The sequence below is a fragment of the Anoxybacillus sp. CHMUD genome (assembly GCF_013096965.1).
In the GTDB taxonomy this organism is placed as follows: domain Bacteria; phylum Bacillota; class Bacilli; order Bacillales; family Anoxybacillaceae; genus Anoxybacillus; species Anoxybacillus kestanbolensis_A.
The window spans coordinates 48,725-65,872 of the sequence record NZ_SDLG01000009.1; the positions used below are offsets into that span (position 1 = coordinate 48,725).

General features: G+C 40.2%; 15 protein-coding genes, 2 pseudogenes, 1 riboswitch and 1 other annotated feature. Of the genes and pseudogenes, 3 read left to right on the forward strand and 14 right to left on the reverse strand.

Annotation, left to right across the window (positions count from 1 at the left end):
* The first annotated feature begins 1 nt into the window (after position 1).
* Entirely contained in the window at positions 2-1,267 is a 1,266-nt protein-coding gene (locus ETB99_RS08140) for a BaiN/RdsA family NAD(P)/FAD-dependent oxidoreductase (RefSeq protein ID WP_171700366.1), read from the forward strand.
* A gap of 37 nt (positions 1,268-1,304) precedes the next feature.
* Here ETB99_RS08140 and ETB99_RS08145 read toward each other — a convergent pair whose 3' ends face one another.
* The 11 genes and pseudogenes from ETB99_RS08145 to ETB99_RS08195 all read right to left on the reverse strand — a co-directional run bounded on the left by ETB99_RS08145 (position 1,305) and on the right by ETB99_RS08195 (position 12,971).
* Positions 1,305-1,601 (reverse strand): rhodanese-like domain-containing protein, encoded by a 297-nt coding sequence (locus ETB99_RS08145; protein ID WP_077429243.1) that lies wholly within the window; start codon positions 1,599-1,601, stop codon positions 1,305-1,307.
* Positions 1,602-1,659: 58 nt separating this feature from the next.
* On the reverse strand, positions 1,660-4,077 hold the full coding sequence (gene leuS / locus ETB99_RS08150; protein ID WP_171700367.1) for a leucine--tRNA ligase: 2,418 nt from the start codon (positions 4,075-4,077) through the stop codon (positions 1,660-1,662).
* A gap of 62 nt (positions 4,078-4,139) precedes the next feature.
* Positions 4,140-4,352, reverse strand: a binding site (T-box leader).
* Positions 4,353-4,562: 210 nt separating this feature from the next.
* Positions 4,563-5,138: pseudogene (locus ETB99_RS15300) on the reverse strand (UPF0236 family transposase-like protein).
* A gap of 149 nt (positions 5,139-5,287) precedes the next feature.
* On the reverse strand, positions 5,288-6,439 hold the full coding sequence (locus ETB99_RS08160; protein ID WP_216366119.1) for a 3-phenylpropionate MFS transporter: 1,152 nt from the start codon (positions 6,437-6,439) through the stop codon (positions 5,288-5,290).
* Positions 6,440-6,450: 11 nt separating this feature from the next.
* Positions 6,451-7,074, reverse strand: a complete 624-nt coding sequence (locus ETB99_RS08165; protein ID WP_171700368.1) for a dienelactone hydrolase family protein — start codon at positions 7,072-7,074, stop codon at positions 6,451-6,453.
* A gap of 70 nt (positions 7,075-7,144) precedes the next feature.
* Positions 7,145-8,404, reverse strand: coding sequence for a cytochrome P450 (locus ETB99_RS08170; RefSeq protein WP_238583539.1), 1,260 nt, complete (start codon positions 8,402-8,404; stop codon positions 7,145-7,147).
* Between the two features lie 29 nt (positions 8,405-8,433).
* The gene (gene dgt / locus ETB99_RS08175; protein WP_171700369.1) at positions 8,434-9,657 is read right to left on the reverse strand and encodes a dGTP triphosphohydrolase; all 1,224 of its coding nucleotides are present in this window, start codon (positions 9,655-9,657) and stop codon (positions 8,434-8,436) included.
* 196 nt (positions 9,658-9,853) lie between these two features.
* Positions 9,854-9,955: riboswitch (purine riboswitch) on the reverse strand.
* A gap of 314 nt (positions 9,956-10,269) precedes the next feature.
* Positions 10,270-11,618, reverse strand: a pseudogene (locus ETB99_RS08180) (ISLre2 family transposase).
* Positions 11,619-11,876: 258 nt separating this feature from the next.
* Positions 11,877-12,458: a DUF2087 domain-containing protein gene (locus tag ETB99_RS08185; protein WP_055440144.1), complete on the reverse strand. Its 582-nt coding sequence runs from the start codon at positions 12,456-12,458 to the stop codon at positions 11,877-11,879.
* A 98-nt stretch (positions 12,459-12,556) separates the two neighbouring features.
* Positions 12,557-12,697, reverse strand: coding sequence for a hypothetical protein (locus ETB99_RS08190; RefSeq protein WP_006320695.1), 141 nt, complete (start codon positions 12,695-12,697; stop codon positions 12,557-12,559).
* Positions 12,698-12,707: 10 nt separating this feature from the next.
* Entirely contained in the window at positions 12,708-12,971 is a 264-nt protein-coding gene (locus ETB99_RS08195) for a YtzC family protein (protein WP_003397789.1), read from the reverse strand.
* 124 nt (positions 12,972-13,095) lie between these two features.
* Between ETB99_RS08195 and mnmL the strand changes: the two genes are divergently transcribed.
* Both mnmL and mnmM read left to right on the forward strand, forming a co-directional pair.
* On the forward strand, positions 13,096-14,046 hold the full coding sequence (mnmL, locus tag ETB99_RS08200) for a tRNA modification radical SAM protein MnmL/YtqA (RefSeq protein ID WP_171700370.1): 951 nt from the start codon (positions 13,096-13,098) through the stop codon (positions 14,044-14,046).
* Positions 14,046-14,618, forward strand: coding sequence for a tRNA 5-(aminomethyl)-2-thiouridylate-methyltransferase MnmM (mnmM, locus tag ETB99_RS08205; protein WP_129000985.1), 573 nt, complete (start codon positions 14,046-14,048; stop codon positions 14,616-14,618). The genes mnmL and mnmM overlap by 1 nt, the downstream gene beginning before the upstream one ends.
* A gap of 41 nt (positions 14,619-14,659) precedes the next feature.
* Here the strand turns inward: mnmM and ETB99_RS08210 are convergent, their stop codons facing one another.
* Genes ETB99_RS08210 through ETB99_RS08220 form a run of 3 tightly spaced genes read right to left on the reverse strand, consistent with a single transcriptional unit; the run spans position 14,660 to position 17,130 of the window.
* Positions 14,660-15,223 (reverse strand): Uma2 family endonuclease, encoded by a 564-nt coding sequence (locus ETB99_RS08210; RefSeq protein WP_077429238.1) that lies wholly within the window; start codon positions 15,221-15,223, stop codon positions 14,660-14,662.
* Positions 15,224-15,266: 43 nt separating this feature from the next.
* Positions 15,267-16,337 carry a tetraprenyl-beta-curcumene synthase family protein gene (locus ETB99_RS08215; protein WP_077429237.1) on the reverse strand — a complete coding sequence of 357 codons (1,071 nt, stop codon included), beginning with the start codon at positions 16,335-16,337 and terminating at the stop codon, positions 15,267-15,269.
* Positions 16,312-17,130 (reverse strand): alpha/beta hydrolase, encoded by an 819-nt coding sequence (locus tag ETB99_RS08220; protein ID WP_171700371.1) that lies wholly within the window; start codon positions 17,128-17,130, stop codon positions 16,312-16,314. Before ETB99_RS08220 ends, ETB99_RS08215 begins: the two co-directional genes overlap by 26 nt.
* Between the last annotated feature and the right edge of the window lie 18 nt (positions 17,131-17,148).

A 17,148-nucleotide genomic window follows, 5' to 3' on the forward strand; every position in this document is an offset into this window, starting at 1 on the left:
GATGACATATGATGTTATAGTCATCGGTGGAGGACCGTCAGGACTCATGGCAGCCATCGCCGCTGGGGAACGAAGTAAGCGTGTGCTCCTCCTTGATAAGGGAGATAAGCTCGGACGAAAATTAGCTATTTCTGGCGGCGGGCGTTGCAATGTGACAAATAGACGACCAGTCGATGAACTTATTCAACACATTCCAGGGAACGGTCGTTTTTTATATGGCGCATTTTCAATGTTTAATAATGAAGATATTATTCGCTTTTTTGAACGACTCGGTGTTCCGTTAAAAGAAGAAGACCACGGTCGTATGTTTCCGGTGAGCGATAGTGCGCAATCTGTCGTACAAGCTTTGCTTCGAGAATTAAAACGATTGCGCGTCGACATTCGCGTCCATACCCCTGTAAAAGATATTGAATATAAAGACAGGGCTGTTTATGGCGTGAGGCTACAAACAGGGGAAGTCATTCAAACGAAAGCAGTTGTCGTTGCCGTCGGAGGGAAATCTGTGCCACATACCGGTTCGACAGGGGACGGCTACGCATGGGCAGAAAAAGCTGGACATACGATTACAGAACTGTTTCCAACCGAAGTGCCGATTGTTTCACATGAACCATTTATTCAAAAGCGAACGTTACAAGGATTATCACTACGCGATGTGGCATTAAGTGTATTAAACGAAAAAGGAAAACCAATCGTCACACATCGAATGGATATGATTTTTACACATTTTGGTATTTCCGGACCCGCTGCACTACGATGTAGCCAGTTCGTTGTGAAACAGTTAAAAAAACAGTCTTCTGTTACCATGGCGATTGATGCGTTACCAGATGAAAAAGAGGAGATGCTATTTCAGCAAATCATACGCACCATGAAAGAAGAGCCGAAAAAAACGATAAAAACTATTGTCAAGGGAACGATCTCTCTCCCAGAGCGGTATGTATTGTTTTTACTCGAGCAAGCAACAATTGATCCACATACGGTCGCAAGCACACTCAGTCGTGAGAAAGTGCGGATGTTCGTTTCGTTATTAAAAAAATTTTCTTTTTCCGTACATGGCACGTTGCCGCTTGAGAAAGCGTTCGTCACAGGTGGAGGAGTATCCGTCAAAGAAGTCCATCCGAAAGAAATGGCATCCAAACTGATGAATGGCCTTTATTTTTGTGGGGAAATTTTAGATATTCACGGCTATACAGGTGGCTATAATATTACCGCTGCGCTCGTGACCGGTCGGCTTGCAGGTATGCATGCTGCTATGTATGCAAACCAATAAGATCGCCGATCAAGCGATCTTATTGGTTCCTTCTATGTTATACAAGTTCTCCATTCCAGCCAAGCATGCCATCAATGACATTACAAACATCATACCCATGTGCCTCTAAATAACGGCAAACGTGTTCACTACGCACGCCAGAACGACAAATAATCACATATGTTTTCTGTTTGTCTAGTTCACTCATTCGTTCAGGAATGTCCCCCATCTTTATATGAATCGCTGATGGAATCATTCCGAAAGCGACTTCTTCATCTTCGCGTACATCAATGATATGGACACGCTCTCCCGTTTGCATTATTTGTTTTAATTGAGCGGCTGTCATTTCTTTCATCAATCTCTTCCTTTCTTTAGCGAAAGCCCCCCGCCACATGTGCGAGAGGCTTTGTACATTAATTTGCAACAATGTTCACTAATTTTCCTGGTACAGCGATCACTTTACGCACTGTTTTTCCTTCAATTTGTTCTTTAATTTTTTCGTCTTCCATCGCCAATTGTTCAAGTTGCTCTTTCGTTGCATCTGCAGGAACGTGTAATTTCGCACGCACTTTTCCATTCACTTGAATGACGATTTCAACTTCATCTTCAACTAATTTCGCTTCATCATATGCTGGCCAAGCTTCATATGCGATCGTATTGCTATACCCAAGCTTTTCCCATAACTCTTCAGCGATATGTGGGCAAACTGGCGACAGCAACTTCACAAACCCTTCCATATACGCTTTTGGCAATATAGGTGCTTTATATGCTTCATTAATAAACACCATTAACTGTGAAATCGCTGTATTGAAACGAAGCGCTTCGTAATCTTCGGTTACTTTTTTCACTGTTTGATGATATACGCGTTCAAGCGTATCTGTTTCTGGATTGTCAACGATTTTTGGATTTAATTCACCGTTTTCTTCAACAAATAAGCGCCATACACGATCTAAAAAGCGACGTGCACCGTCCAGACCTTTTGTCGACCATGCAATCGATGCTTCTAAAGGACCCATAAACATTTCGTATAAACGTAATGTGTCCGCCCCATGACTTTCAACAATATCGTCTGGATTGACGACATTTCCTTTTGATTTGCTCATTTTTTCATTGTTTTCCCCAAGAATCATCCCTTGGTTGAATAGCTTTTGGAATGGCTCTTTTGTCGGTACAACGCCAATATCATATAAAAACTTATGCCAAAAACGCGCGTATAACAAGTGCAATACGGCATGTTCTGCCCCGCCAATATAGATGTCAACAGGTAGCCATTTTTCTAGCTTTTCAGGATCGGCTAATTGTTTATCGTTATGCGGATCGATGTAACGCAAGTAGTACCAGCAGCTTCCTGCCCACTGTGGCATCGTATTCGTTTCGCGGCGACCTTTTTTGCCTGTTTTCGGGTCAACAACGTTCACCCATTCTTCGATGTTTGCTAGTGGAGACTCTCCTGTGCCTGACGGTTTAATTTCATCTGTCTTCGGCAATACAAGCGGCAATTCTTCTTCTGGCACTGGTGTCATCGTTCCGTCTTCCCAATGGATAATCGGAATCGGTTCGCCCCAATAACGTTGGCGGCTAAATAACCAATCGCGAAGGCGATACGATACTTTTTTCTCTCCTTTTCCGTTGGCCTCTAGCCATTCGATCATTTTTTTCGTTGCTTCTTCTTTATTTAAACCGTTTAAGAAATCAGAGTTAATATGTTCTCCATCGCCTGTGTACGCTTCTTTTGAAATGTCGCCACCGGCAACGACTTGTTTGATCGGCAAATTGAATTTTTTTGCAAATTCATAATCGCGCTCATCATGCGCTGGTACCGCCATAATGGCGCCTGTACCGTAGCTCATTAACACATAATCTGCAATCCAAATTGGCAATTTTTCACCATTAACCGGATTGATCGCATACGCTCCCGTAAATACACCTGTTTTTTCTTTCGCCAAATCTGTGCGCTCAAGATCGCTTTTGCTTTGAATTTGTTTTAAATAAGCTTCAACCGCTTCTTTTTGCTCAGGTGTTGTAATTTTTTCAACGAGCGGATGTTCAGGGGCAAGCACCGCATAAGTGGCTCCAAATAACGTATCTGGACGCGTTGTAAACACCGTAAACGTTTCATCATGTCCATCAACTTGAAAATGAATATTTGCCCCTTCAGAACGGCCGATCCAGTTGCGTTGCATTTCTTTTATGCTTTCAGGCCAGTCTAATTCTTCTAAATCTTCAAGTAAACGGTCCGCATATGCCGTAATGCGAAGCATCCATTGTTTCATCGGCTTACGAATGACTGGATGTCCCCCGCGCTCGCTTTTTCCATCGATCACTTCTTCATTCGCTAATACCGTTCCTAATGCTGGGCACCAATTGACCGGCACTTCATCCATGTACGCTAATCCTTTTTCATATAGCTTTAGGAAAATCCATTGTGTCCATTTGTAATAGTTCGGATCAGTTGTATTCACTTCGCGATCCCAGTCATATGAAAAACCGAGCGATTTAATTTGACGGCGGAAGTTGTTAATATTTTTTTCTGTAAATTCGGCTGGATCATTTCCTGTATCCAGTGCGTATTGCTCCGCTGGCAATCCGAACGCATCCCACCCCATCGGATGCAATACGTTATACCCTTGCATGCGTTTCATACGCGCTAAAATGTCCGTTGCTGTATATCCTTCTGGATGACCAACGTGCAATCCCGCCCCTGATGGATATGGGAACATGTCAAGCGCATAAAACTTTCGCTTTCCGTCGTCTTCTGTCGTTTTAAACGTTTTATTTTCTTCCCAATACTTTTGCCATTTTTTTTCGATTTCTCGATGATTAAAACTCACGTGACAAACCTCCTTTTAATCCATTTTTAACAAAAATGAAAAACAAAAAACCTCCCATCCCAAAAAGGGACGAGAGGATTCTCCCGCGGTACCACCCTTGTTAGCGCACGAATCGTGCACTCACTTTCATCATTAACGCAGATTCACGGCGCATGCTACTTCATTCGCACACGCGACTCCAAGGCGAGTTCGTAAACAAACTTCGGTTGACTCGCACCACCCGTCAACTCTCTGCCGACCATTTGTTTACTACTACTCCTTTTCACCGTCATTTTCCATTATTTCATTATACACATTATTTTAAAAAATTTACACCCTCGTTGCAAGTGTATTCAAGTATGGGTTTGAGTCAAGACTTTGTGGGAGATTTTTTTCTCGACCGATTTTATTGGTTATATATGGTTTTATGGACTTGTTTCATGTAAGCGCTTTTATCTACTCTTATCCTGTAGGTATGTGCCTATATCTGTGTTGTTAAAAACCTTTCAATGCTTGCAATACCTCGTAAATCGGTGCCCCTGAAGATTGCAAAGGTAGGAGATATGATGTCGTACCACTTCTGCCATTTGCGTTTGCACGCGCTTCAGTGCCTTTTTCACGATCTCTTCTCGTTTCGTTTCTTCTCGTTCTTCCACGCAACACATCACTCCATGGCGTGTCCGAATAAGTAACGTATCTTTTATCGCGGCGATCGCTCGCAACATCGCTTCAATTCCTGCATCCCTCCAGCTTCGACCGTTTTTACTTCGTTTCGCAAACACATGCATCGTTCCTTGTGCCCCCTCAAACTGAAGAAAAGCATCCAACAGACAGACATACCTCCGTTTTTCCCGATCGAAGTAATAGTTCCGCTTGACTTCCACTTCTCCAAACATCGTCTACATCCGTATCCCTCGTTTATCTTTGAGCGCGTATCGTTTTTTATCTCGTTTTTCCGCCAATGTGCGGTCGATATCCTCCAACACCTGTTGAAGCAGTTGACCATATTCTTTTTGCATATGCCGAAACAATAACTGTTCAATGTCTTTCCATGTGACTCCATCTGTGATATAATCCTGCATGGGCTCCACTCCTTTCTTTGGTTATTTTTTCGCACTTACTACCTTACAGGAGGAGAGCCCATTTTTCATCTATTTTGCTTACATATCGGACAGGTTCCTGATTATACCAAATCAGGAACCTGTCTTTTTTTCTCCCACAAACATTTTACTCATACCTGAAATGTGCTGGATTGACGGGTAAGCTTTTTAAGCATCGGGCATAGGAATAAACTAGGTGCCACGACCAATGCCATTCCGAGAAATGGGAATCCAGGTGAATACAAGTACAAGTATCCACTGACAAGTGTTAAAACCCCAGTGGTTAAACTCATGGCAAGTGATGCGTAGAGTCCATGAGCTGAAGGAATTTTGTCCTTACTAATATATTGATTAACAAAAGTCATGAATGCAAAGTGCGTGAGACCAAATGTTAAAGCGTGCAACGGTTGAGAAAACACAAAAACCAGTGGATTCTCAAAAAAATAGACACTTGACCAACGGATAATTGATGCAATCCCGGCCAATAGAAACATAGTCGCTACATCGAACTTAGTGAATACTCGGTTTGAAATGTAAAAGAACCCGATTTCAGCTAAGACAGCCAAAACAAGGATTCCACCAATATAAACACTATTGATTCCTATGTGTTTAAGATAAATAACTCCGTAATTATAATAGGCAGCATGGGTACCTTGTAAAACCATACTCAGGAGGAGACATATTAAAAATGATTTTGATTTCAGTAATTCAAAGGAACCTCCTGCCCGTTGAGAAAGCTTAACTCTTAAGCTTGATGGAGATCGAATTAATGATAGGATTAAAATGAATAGATTACCGAGTAAAAACAAATAGATAATATTGTTCGCATTTTTTGAGGCTACCCATCCTGTTAACACTGATGAGAGAATAAAACCGAACGATCCCCATAATCTGCATTTTCCATAGTCAATCCCATTTTCTTCTTTTGATAGAATGGAGGCCTTTGTCTCGTTGATAGGTAACAACATGGGATAGATGAGGCTGAAAAAGACCATTACTAACATAAGCCCTGCCAAATTATTAAAAGGCAAAAAACATACTAGGATGATTAGAGATAAAAAAGCGACTATAAGCGAAACGTGTGATAACCAATACCTTTTGCACAAGGCAGGAAAAATGTACGAAGTTGAAAAAGCTCTTACTAGTAATCCGATGGATATCACGATCCCTGCTTGTTGAGCAGTTAACCCTTTTGTAATCAGCCAAACGGTCCAGTACGGTAAGAAAATCCCCCAGGTGAAGAAAAATACAAAAAAGTTTGTGGATAACCATGTTTGTTTCATAACACTTCCCCTTATGTCAATACATTTTTTTTCGTTTTCTGAATGGTTTCAATAAGTTGTAGGGACAGTTCAAAAGCCTTTCTTTCTGAATCCGGATGATAGTTATCGGAGAAGGGATTAGCGAACCCGTGCTGTCCTTTAAACAACTCGACTTTTATCCCTGATTTACAGGATAATTGCTCGACGAGCCAGTTAACATTAAATGACTTTTCGTGCTCAGAAAACAGTAATAGTACGGGTAGTTTTGGGAATAAATTGAGATAGTCTCTAATCCGTGATCCATAGTAACCTATGGCCGCATCTCCTATGCCATAATGTTCGCAACATAACCAAGCTACGGTTGCACCGACGCTATACCCCCAGAACACAATGGTTTTGTATCGAGACTTTAAGGAATCTACTAAATTTAAAACTTGTTTTTTCGCTTTTCCAAATCCAATTTCATTTTTGAAATATTGGTAAGCATCTGCCTCATCATCATAATGAAAATGATCTCGATTTAATAAATTGGGGCAGTATACGTCATACCCTTTAGTGGCAATCATTTGAGCTACGTGTTTCATATGATCGTTAATCCCATAGATTTCATGTATTAGGATGACAGCAACATCAGAATAATTACAGTGTTTTAACATGATATGACAAACTCCTTATCCTTATAATTAAAGATAGAGGGGGTGTCGCACTCCCCCTCAGTATAGGAAGTTAGTATTTGATCGGCATTGTAACAATACCATGAAAGGTAGGGTTAGGCGTCCATTCAGGTCTTTCAAGATTATATAAAGGTGTAATGTGAGAAAAACGTTGAATAACTTCTTTTAAAATTTCGGCGATTTCTACGCGAGCAAATGCTGCAGCAATGCATGCATGATAACCACCACCAAAACCAATATGCTGTTTACCTGTCCGATTGATATCAAATTTTTCTGGATTTTCAAAAACGCGTTCATCACGACCAGCGGAACCGAGGAAGAAATAGACCGAATCTCCTTCACGAATAAGTTGGTTATGAATAGTAATATCTTGGGCAGCGTGTCTTGTTATGTATTGAATTGGTCCTTCAAGTCGCATAGCCTCATCCAAGACCTTAGGAATTAGAGACAGATCTTTTTTGAGTTCATCAAATACTTTTGGATGTTTGAACAATAGATGCAACGTATTACTTAACATGAACTGCGGAATTTTATGTCCACCAAAAATTAGATGAATGGTTTGTGCGATAAGTTCATCGTCACATAATTCTCCTTCCTCACCCGGATTATCTGAGATTAAACGGCTTAACAAATCGTTGCGTTTTTTGATGCGTCTTTCAGCAATTGCTTCTGAAAGAAACATGTACATTTCTTTCATACTTTTTTTGGTTTGATCGCTGATATCTTTGTCAGGGACGTGGGAAACAACAAAGTTTTGCATAAATTGAGCAATGTCATCTGACCAACGGATAAAACGTTCAACCTCTTCACCTGGAATACCAAGCATTTTACAAAGTACCAACGCCGGAATTGGATGAGCAACTTCAGAAACGAAGTCAAACTCGTTCGAATGTTTTTCAACCACTTGATCTAAAACTGATGTTACAATTTTCTTGATTTCAGGAGTGATAGCCTCAATCTCTTCTTTCCAAAAGGCACGGTTCATGTATTTTCTTAAACGTGTATGGATTGGACGGTCGTTATAAATCATCCATGTGGATATAATGTCGATGATCTCCTTAAAGTGCTTGTCTTCGCCTTCAGGGAGATTTTTCATTTTGTGCCAAATTAGTGGGCTAGTGATAAAGGTGTCTCCCTGCAAATATTTTGTGATGTCATCATATCTTGTTATAAACCACGAACGCATTTCTTCATTCCAATAAACTGGAGCATTATCTCTTAATCTCTTGTAATAGTTGTAACGATTATGCAAATAATCATCACTGTAAACACTAAATTGTTCTACATTTTGGGATTCGATAATTGTTTCCATTATAAAATTCCTCCTTAAAATATAGTTATTTATATAAAGACCTTTAGGTCTTTTTCCTTTTCTACAAAGTTAATGACTTCTCTTTCGGATAGTTGACAAATTAGGTCACAAGTAATTCTAGCTTTTTCGGTATCGTTTAAATGGTCTAATATTTCTAGCTGTCTCATGTTAGTGTCTGAACCTCTGTTTTTGTGGTTATCAAAAAATAGAAAATTAAATATTCTTTTAATATAATCATCTATTCTGATTTCAAATTTGAGGTTTATATCATTTTTCAGAAAACATATCTTTGTAATTTGGATTAATATTGCTAGTTTCAAGCTGCTATGTAATGGTAATTGTATTTTGCTGTAGTAAGGCTTTGCTGAATTTATATAAAATTCTAAGGAATCAATAAATTCAATAACAATTTTATTTAATGCATATCTTTCCCTAGATATTTGGCCAGATAAAAAATCTTCCAAGAAATTATCTTTGATTTCATTGAAAAGACAATTGATTATTCTCTCTAAATTATCAATATTCTTATAATTAGGGTTAGATGTTATACCTTCTAATATTAACGAAAGTATAGTATTTGAGTTTAAAATATTAGCAAATTGATTTCTACTAAAGAAACCCACCATGTCTTTTATATCGTAGATGGCATTAGAGATATCATCTGCGAGTTCAATTATATATTCTTCAATAACAGGTTGATTGTAAGTCTGGAGAATTTTATTTACAAAAATAGATGACTCCTGATAATATCCCTTAATTAAATTCGCTTCTTCTTCCCTTTTAAGAGGTATTACATTTTTATGTTTAAGAAGCGCGGCTACAGTTCTTAATGTAACATTATGAGATTCTTCAGTTACAATTCTTATTGTTTGAGCATTGGATTCAAATCCCCCAAAGCATTTCATTATATTATCAAGACTTCTTTCGGCACTATGACCAAAAGGAGGATGTCCTATATCATGCGCAAAGGTTGCCGCATGAATAAGATTTAAATCAATAGTTGGTAAATCATTTTTTAACAAATGATTGTTTACTCTTTCAGTAATTATTTCTGCGATTTCGTTGACTTCCAAAGAATGAATCAATCTATTCCGTAAATTATGGTTATGAGGAAATGGAATAAGTTGTGTTTTAGTATGTAAAATACGAAAGTATGGTGATCTTAGTATTCGTTGGTAATCGCATCTAAACTCTGAAATCGAAATCTTTTCTTGTTCTGGTGAAAATCTGCTTTTGTCATATTTTTTATACATTAACCTCTCCCACTCTACAAAAATAGTTTTCTGAATAAATAGTAAAAACCCAAGAGGATAGGTTTCTATTAATGTTTCACGAGTGAAAACCTATCCTCTTGGGTTGATGTCTTCGATACTATATGTACAACTTATAAATAGGTATATGAATCCCGTCCATATCCCTTCATCTTTCTTAATTACTGAATAAAATGGACTTAGATTCACTTTCACTCGTAGTCCAGCAATTTAAGGTTGCCGGGTAGAAACTCTCAGACCATATTTCTGAGGATATACGAGCAAGTTTTTATTAAAATATTCATTTTTATTAATAATTATATAGATTGTAAAAATTTATGTCAACAAAAAATGGAATTATAACCCGTGGTACTAGATAAAATCGAGTAAGCATAAAAATAGCCCTTGCCTGCGGATCTCCTGTAGAATGAAAGTGCTACCAAACATTCGAAAGGAGAATCCCCATGCAAGAGCACTTTCATTGTTTGAGTCAAGACTTTGTGGGAGATTTTTTTCTCGACCGATTTTATTGGTTATATATGGTTTTATGGACTTGTTTCATGTAAGCGCTTTTATCTACTCTTATCCTGTAGGTATGTGCCTATATCTGTGTTTTTAAAAACCTTTCAATGCTTGCAATACCTCGTAAATCGGTGCCCCTGAAGATTGCAAAGGTAGGAGATATGATGTCGTACCACTTCTGCCATTTGCGTTTGCACGCGCTTCAGTGCCTTTCTCACGATCGTTTTTCGTTTCGTTTCTTCTCGTTCTTCCACGCCATACATCACCCCACGGCGTGTCCGAATGAGTAACGTATCTTTTATCGCGACGATCGCTCGCAACATCGCTTCAATTCCTGCATCCCTCCAGCTTCGACCGTTTTTACTTCGTTTCGCAAACACATGCATCGTTCCTTCCGCACTCCCCATCGCTCTCATGTTTGTCGTGTCGATCCCTTTTTCCTTCAGCCATATGCGATAGTCACGCAAACATCCTGGCATCTCCTCGATTCGACGAACAAGCGCCTCGAGTTGCTTTTCCTTCTCCCCATGTTCTAGCGTACCGATGGCACTTGTGAGTTCTCGTAACACCCCCTCTTCATCCCATGACGCGAATGTTTTTCGAATCGCCCGATATCTCGCATGACCTCGGAACAATTGCCGAATCTCTCTCGCTACATGGAACTGATCGAGCTGAAAGTACCCTCTATCTCCGAAATATTCACGACAACCCGTGATCCATGGGGCACCATCTCCATTGATGACGACCCAATCTTCTAGTGGATCATACCCATATTCTTTCACTAAGAAGCTCTCGATGGCTTCCCAGATTGGCTCATTCGTTTGATGAACATAGTAGCGTCGGTTCACCAAAGAAACTCGTTTGCCGTTTTTCTCCCATCCTTGGTGAATCGTCACAATTTTCTCTTCTTTTCCTTTCATGCGGCTTCGTTGCCGTTTGACGTACAACCCGTCCGCTTCAATGAAAAACACCCGACCTTTTTTCTCCATCTTGCGGTGTCCAACGACTTCAGCCTCGACAATCAACTGACGAATCGTTTCGTGGCTCATGCACGCATATCCCACCAGTTTCTCTAAGGACTGGGCAGCTTGTCGATACGATGAACCTGTCACTGCCAGATGAATCGCTGTTTCTTCTAACAACGGACTGACTCCATGTGCCCCCTCAAACTGAAGAAAAGCATCCAACAGACAGACATACCTCCGTTTTTCCCGATCGAAGTAATAGTTCCGCTTGACTTCCACTTCTCCAAACATCGTCTACATCCGTATCCCTCGTTTATCTTTGAGCGCGTATCGTTTTTTATCTCGTTTTTCCGCCAATGTGCGGTCGATATCCTCCAACACCTGTTGAAGCAGTTGACCATATTCTTTTTGCATATGCCGAAACAATAACTGTTCAATGTCTTTCCATGTGACTCCATCTGTGATATAATCCTGCATGGGCTCCACTCCTTTCTTTGGTTATTTTTTCGCACTTACTACCTTACAGGAGGAGAGCCCATTTTTCATCTATTTTGCTTACATATCGGACAGGTTCCTGATTATACCAAATCAGGAACCTGTCTTTTTTTCTCCCACAAACATTTTACTCATACCAAGTATGGCTGCTCAATCATATGCACGACACGTATATGATGTGAAATAAAGAAACATTCGCTTGACTGAGCTGCTCTACAAAAATGTTTATTCTACAAACTATCACTCGATCTTCGCCCACATTTCTTCAGGATTTAATTCATATATGCCGTTTTCACGGTACATGTAGTTGTTAATGATAAACTCTTGACGAATTGTAGCGTAATCATCGTGAAACTTTTTAATATACTCATTTAGTTCTTTCTCTTCATACTTTCTTCCTTTTTGTAGTCCTTTAAGCATATGCTCAAACACGATCAACTTCTTTTTCCGTTGTGCAGGAATATGTTTTAGCCGTCCATCGCTTGTAAAGAAATTATCGATTACTTTTTGTCTTTCCGCCATCACGTCTTTCATATCTTTTTTCACCTCTTCACCTGTCGATAAATCCATTAAAGCAGATGCGTAATGTCGAACAACAGATTGATTTAAATAAAAATAAATTATGTTGCCTTCACGTCGTTCATATACCACATTGACATCTCGCAATTTATGCAAATGATGCGTAATCGTCGGCGGTGTAAGCCCTAGCTTCCCAGCGATCGCTTGGCCATGCAATGGTCCTTCAGAAAGAAGCTTAATAATACGTAAACGCGTTGGATCACCAATTGTTTTGAAAAAGATAACTAGCCGATTTAACTGCATAAGACCTCCCAAATTCGATAATTATCTAATTAGATTTTTATCAAATTAGATAAAGTTAGTCAAATAAAATCCACTCGGAAATGTTCCGAGTGGATTTGTTATGTTTCATTATGATATTCCGCTTTTGCTTCTTGCCCTTTTTTCGCATTCCTTTGTTTCACTTCTTTTACCGGATCACCAAAATCTTTCGCATGCAACGTTTTTTGTTCTGGATTGTTTTGTTTTGAACGTTTTTTCATCGTTTTCCTCCTAGTGACGAAGTAAAATCATATCGTTTTGTAATTGTTCAAGCTGCAGGCGCATGCGATGCAATTGCTCGCGCTGTTGGGCGTTACAACTTAACGAAAAATGCGCCAAATCGGTCACCGCATGTTCGAGCATTTGCTGGGCTTTTACATATTCTGTATCGTTATAATGTTCAAGCTTGCTTGCTTCTGTATATTGCTCTTTTGCATAGCGAAGCACATCTTCACAATGCTGCAAAAATTCATCCATCGACTGTCTTGTTGCCATACGCATCCCTTCCTTTCTTTCGTATCGCTTTATAGTTTGTACATTTTCTTGTCATTTATCACAGCACTGTTGAGTTTCTCGTTTGAAACGTGCTACAATGCTAAAATGATGCGAGGTGATAAACATGAATCCTTTTCCATATACAAACGACAAGAAACGATACCATACATGGAATTATCATTTACGCCAAACGTTCGGTGAAAAAGTGTTTAAAGTGTCGCTTGATGCAGGATTTGATTGTCCGAATCGTGATGGCACCGTCGCGTATGGCGGTTGCACATTTTGTAGCGCTGCCGGTTCCGGTGATTTTGCAGGTAGACGAACGGACGACTTAGTAACGCAATTTCATACGATTAAAGAAAAAATGCATACGAAATGGAAAGATGGCAAATACATCGCCTATTTTCAAGCGTTCACAAATACGCATGCACCCGTTGACGTCTTGCGTGAAAAATTCGAATCGGTGTTACATTTAGAAGGGGTCGTCGGTTTATCAATCGCTACACGCCCCGATTGTTTACCTGACGATGTCGTTGACTATTTAGCCGAATTGAATGAGCGAACGTATTTATGGGTCGAGCTTGGCTTGCAAACCGTTCATGAACAAACGGCTACTTTAATTAACCGCGCACATGACTTTTCGTGCTATGTAGAAGGAGTACAAAAGCTACGTAAACATGGCATTCGTGTTTGTGCCCATATTATTAACGGATTACCGCTTGAAACGTATGACATGATGATGGAAACAGCAAAGACGGTCGCTCATTTAGATGTGCAAGGGATTAAAATCCATTTGCTCCATTTGTTAAAAGGAACGCCGATGGTGAAACAATATGAAAAAGGAATGCTTCGCTTTTTAACGTTCGACGAATACGTGCAACTCGTTTGTGATCAGCTAGAAGTATTGCCGCCAGAGATGATTGTTCATCGGATTACAGGGGACGGCCCGATCGATTTAATGATCGGTCCGATGTGGAGCGTCAATAAGTGGGAAGTGTTAAATGCCATCGATGCTGAATTAGAGCGACGCAATAGTTATCAAGGGAAAAAATATGTGCGAAAGGAAGAAAGATGATGAAACTGATGCGCATTTTGCCGTTTGCGCGCTCGCTTATCGACTTAGCAGTCAAAGAGGGCGATATCGTTGTCGATGCAACGGTAGGCAACGGCCACGATACGCTTTATTTAGCGGAACGTGTTGGCCAGTCTGGACATGTGTTTGGTTTCGATATTCAAGCGCAAGCGATTGAAAATACGACAAAGCGATTGCACGAACATCATATGGAAACACGTGTCACACTTGTGCAAGCAAGCCACGCGGAACTTGATGCGCATATCCCTCCCGAATATAAAGGACGCATTACCGGAGCGATGTTTAATCTCGGTTATTTGCCCGGGGGAGATAAACAAATTGTCACAAAGCCAAACTCAACAATTGCTGCGATTGAACAATTGCTGGACATCATGGCTCCGGAAGGAATCATCGTTCTCGTCATTTACCACGGTCATCCCGAAGGAGCAATCGAACGTGATGCCCTTTTGCAATACGTTTCAACAATCGATCAACAACGTGCACACGTCGTACGATACGAATTTATAAATCAAATCAATCATCCACCGTTTATTGTTGCGATTGAGAAGAGGTAAAAAAGTAGCGATCGGTTCTCCCTATCGCTACTTTTGTTTCGTTAGTGAAATATTTCTTCTAAATCAACAAACAGATCCGAAAAGGAAACAGATTGAACAATCCCTATGCTCACCTTAATATCTGCCTGCTCGTACAGTCCGTCTTCATTTAATGCATAAACAGTAACTGCTTGTTTCATCGGATTAACGATCCAATATTCTTTTACACCGTACTCCATATATAAATTAAATTTCGTCACTAAATCGTGCGCTTGATTCGAAGGACTGAGTATTTCAACAATTAGCGTTGGAACGCCAATATATTTTGTATCTGTAAATCCTGATGGATCACAAATAATACTTAAGTCAGGAATGACAAGTTTTCGCTCGGAACATTTCTCACTCACTAGTTCAATATCTGTTGGGGCCGCAAATACTTTACATGTCTTTCCTTTTAAATAATTTCCAAATATCGTATGAAGATTGCTCGATACAAGTTGATGTTGAATGCTGGGCGAAGGTGTCATATAAACAACGCCATTAATATATTCTAACCTTTCATCACTATTTTGGCGCATCATTAAATATTGTTCATATGTCACATGCGAAAAGCGAGGCAACGACATATTCATCCCTCTTCTCTTTTCTTCCATTATACACCCATTTTCTTCACGCATACATCCATCTTTGCCATTTTCGATACATTCGGCCATTCCAGTAAAAGAAGTGAGATGTCATGCCGCCAGAACGCAACAATTGTTTCGCTAGTTTACGAATGGTTTCTTGCTCATGCACTTTTTCATCTGACAAATATAATCCGAGCAAGCCACGATGAATAAAGCGATGAAATTCACGATGTGGCAATTGTGCAATATGGCGATCTGCCTCTTCAATGAAATGACGCAAACGGGCAAATAGCGTCTCCTCATTCGGATAATAAAAGCAAAAATTTAAATCTCCACCTTGTCGGTCTTCCTCTTGATCAATGAAATAATCAAGCAAAATGTGCAGCCCTTGTACGTATGGAAAATAGCTGTTGCGCACACGTTGTGCAAGAAGCTGATCGAACGCATCGTTGCAGGCGTAAGCAACTAGACAAAAAATACCGAGCGTTGAACCAGAACAAGCGGAAAATTCGTACCACTCCATTTTCGGCAACGATGCTTCATGTTTAGCGAACCATTGCTTCAAGCGCGGAATGCGCTCCTCTTTTTTTACATGTTTATGTACTTGTAAGTCACAATAATATGATGCAAGTTCATGTAAAAATGGAGTGATCACTTCATAATGTTGAACTCCTTCCAACATTTCTTGGCACGTATCGACAAGAGCATGCAAATAGCCACCGTCATCTTGTTCGGCACGATAACGATAATATGCCTCTTTTTTTGCCCCGACCGTTAACGCATGGATCATTGAATCGTGCAACGCACGAAAGTCAGTCGGATCAAGCGACGTACTGCGATCGCATAAATTATCGAGGTAATCGCTAATCGTTTGATAAGCAACGATAAAACGAATGCATCGCTCCATTTCTTTTCCCGCCAGTAAAGCTAAAATCGCGCCCCCTTCGCAATGAAACGTTTTTGTTGCGATGCTCGCTAACGCTTGTTTGCGCAATTCTTCATCTGGAATAGCTTCTGCTCTTTTTTTCCAAACGGCTAGTTCCCGGTGAACAAGCGGAAAAACGCGATGATAGACAGCTCGCATTAGACTAAACGGATTTGTTGGAACGTTCAATGAGTTCACCCCTTTGCAGCTGCAAAGTTAAAAACGTATGGGCATATAAAAATACTTGTTCACGTTCAAGTTCGTTAAAAATCTCGTGATATAGTTTTGGCCATTCTTTATACACTTTTTCACTTACCGTCAACTGATCAAACCATGATTTCACTGCACTTTTATCGACAATTTTATCATCTCCCGCCTGCATGACAAGCATCGGAACGTCTGGTAAGTCCGCAATTTTATCATGAGCAATCCGAATGGCTTTGACTAGCTCACGATACCAACGAACAGACACTTTCGTCACGTATAATGAATCGTTTTTATCCATCTCACGCACTTCTTCATTTCGAGTCGCCATCTCCACCGTTAACCCTGATGGAAAACGCTTTTTCGGATGAATAACATTTAAAATGTGCGAAGCGATTTCAAGTGCTTTGGACGGATAGTGAACGAGCCCTAAACATGGAGAAGATAAAATGACACCGCGCACAGGAAGACGCTTTTCTTGCAATGTACGAATGACGACGAGCCCACCCATGCTGTGACCGAGTAAAAAAACAGGCTGTTCATACACGCTTGCTTCATGCACCCAACTGGCAACCGCTTCGATATATTCGTCAAAGGAATCAATATGTCCTCTTCGACTGCGTGATGTCGTTCCTTGCCCTGGTAAATCTCCTGCAACAACATGAAAACCGTGCATGCGAAACATTTCAATAAGCCATTTATATCGTCCATGATGCTCAGCTGCACCGTGAACGATCACAATCGTTCCTTTTGCATTTTCTCCTTCCCATTTCCACATATACACCCCTCCTTTATG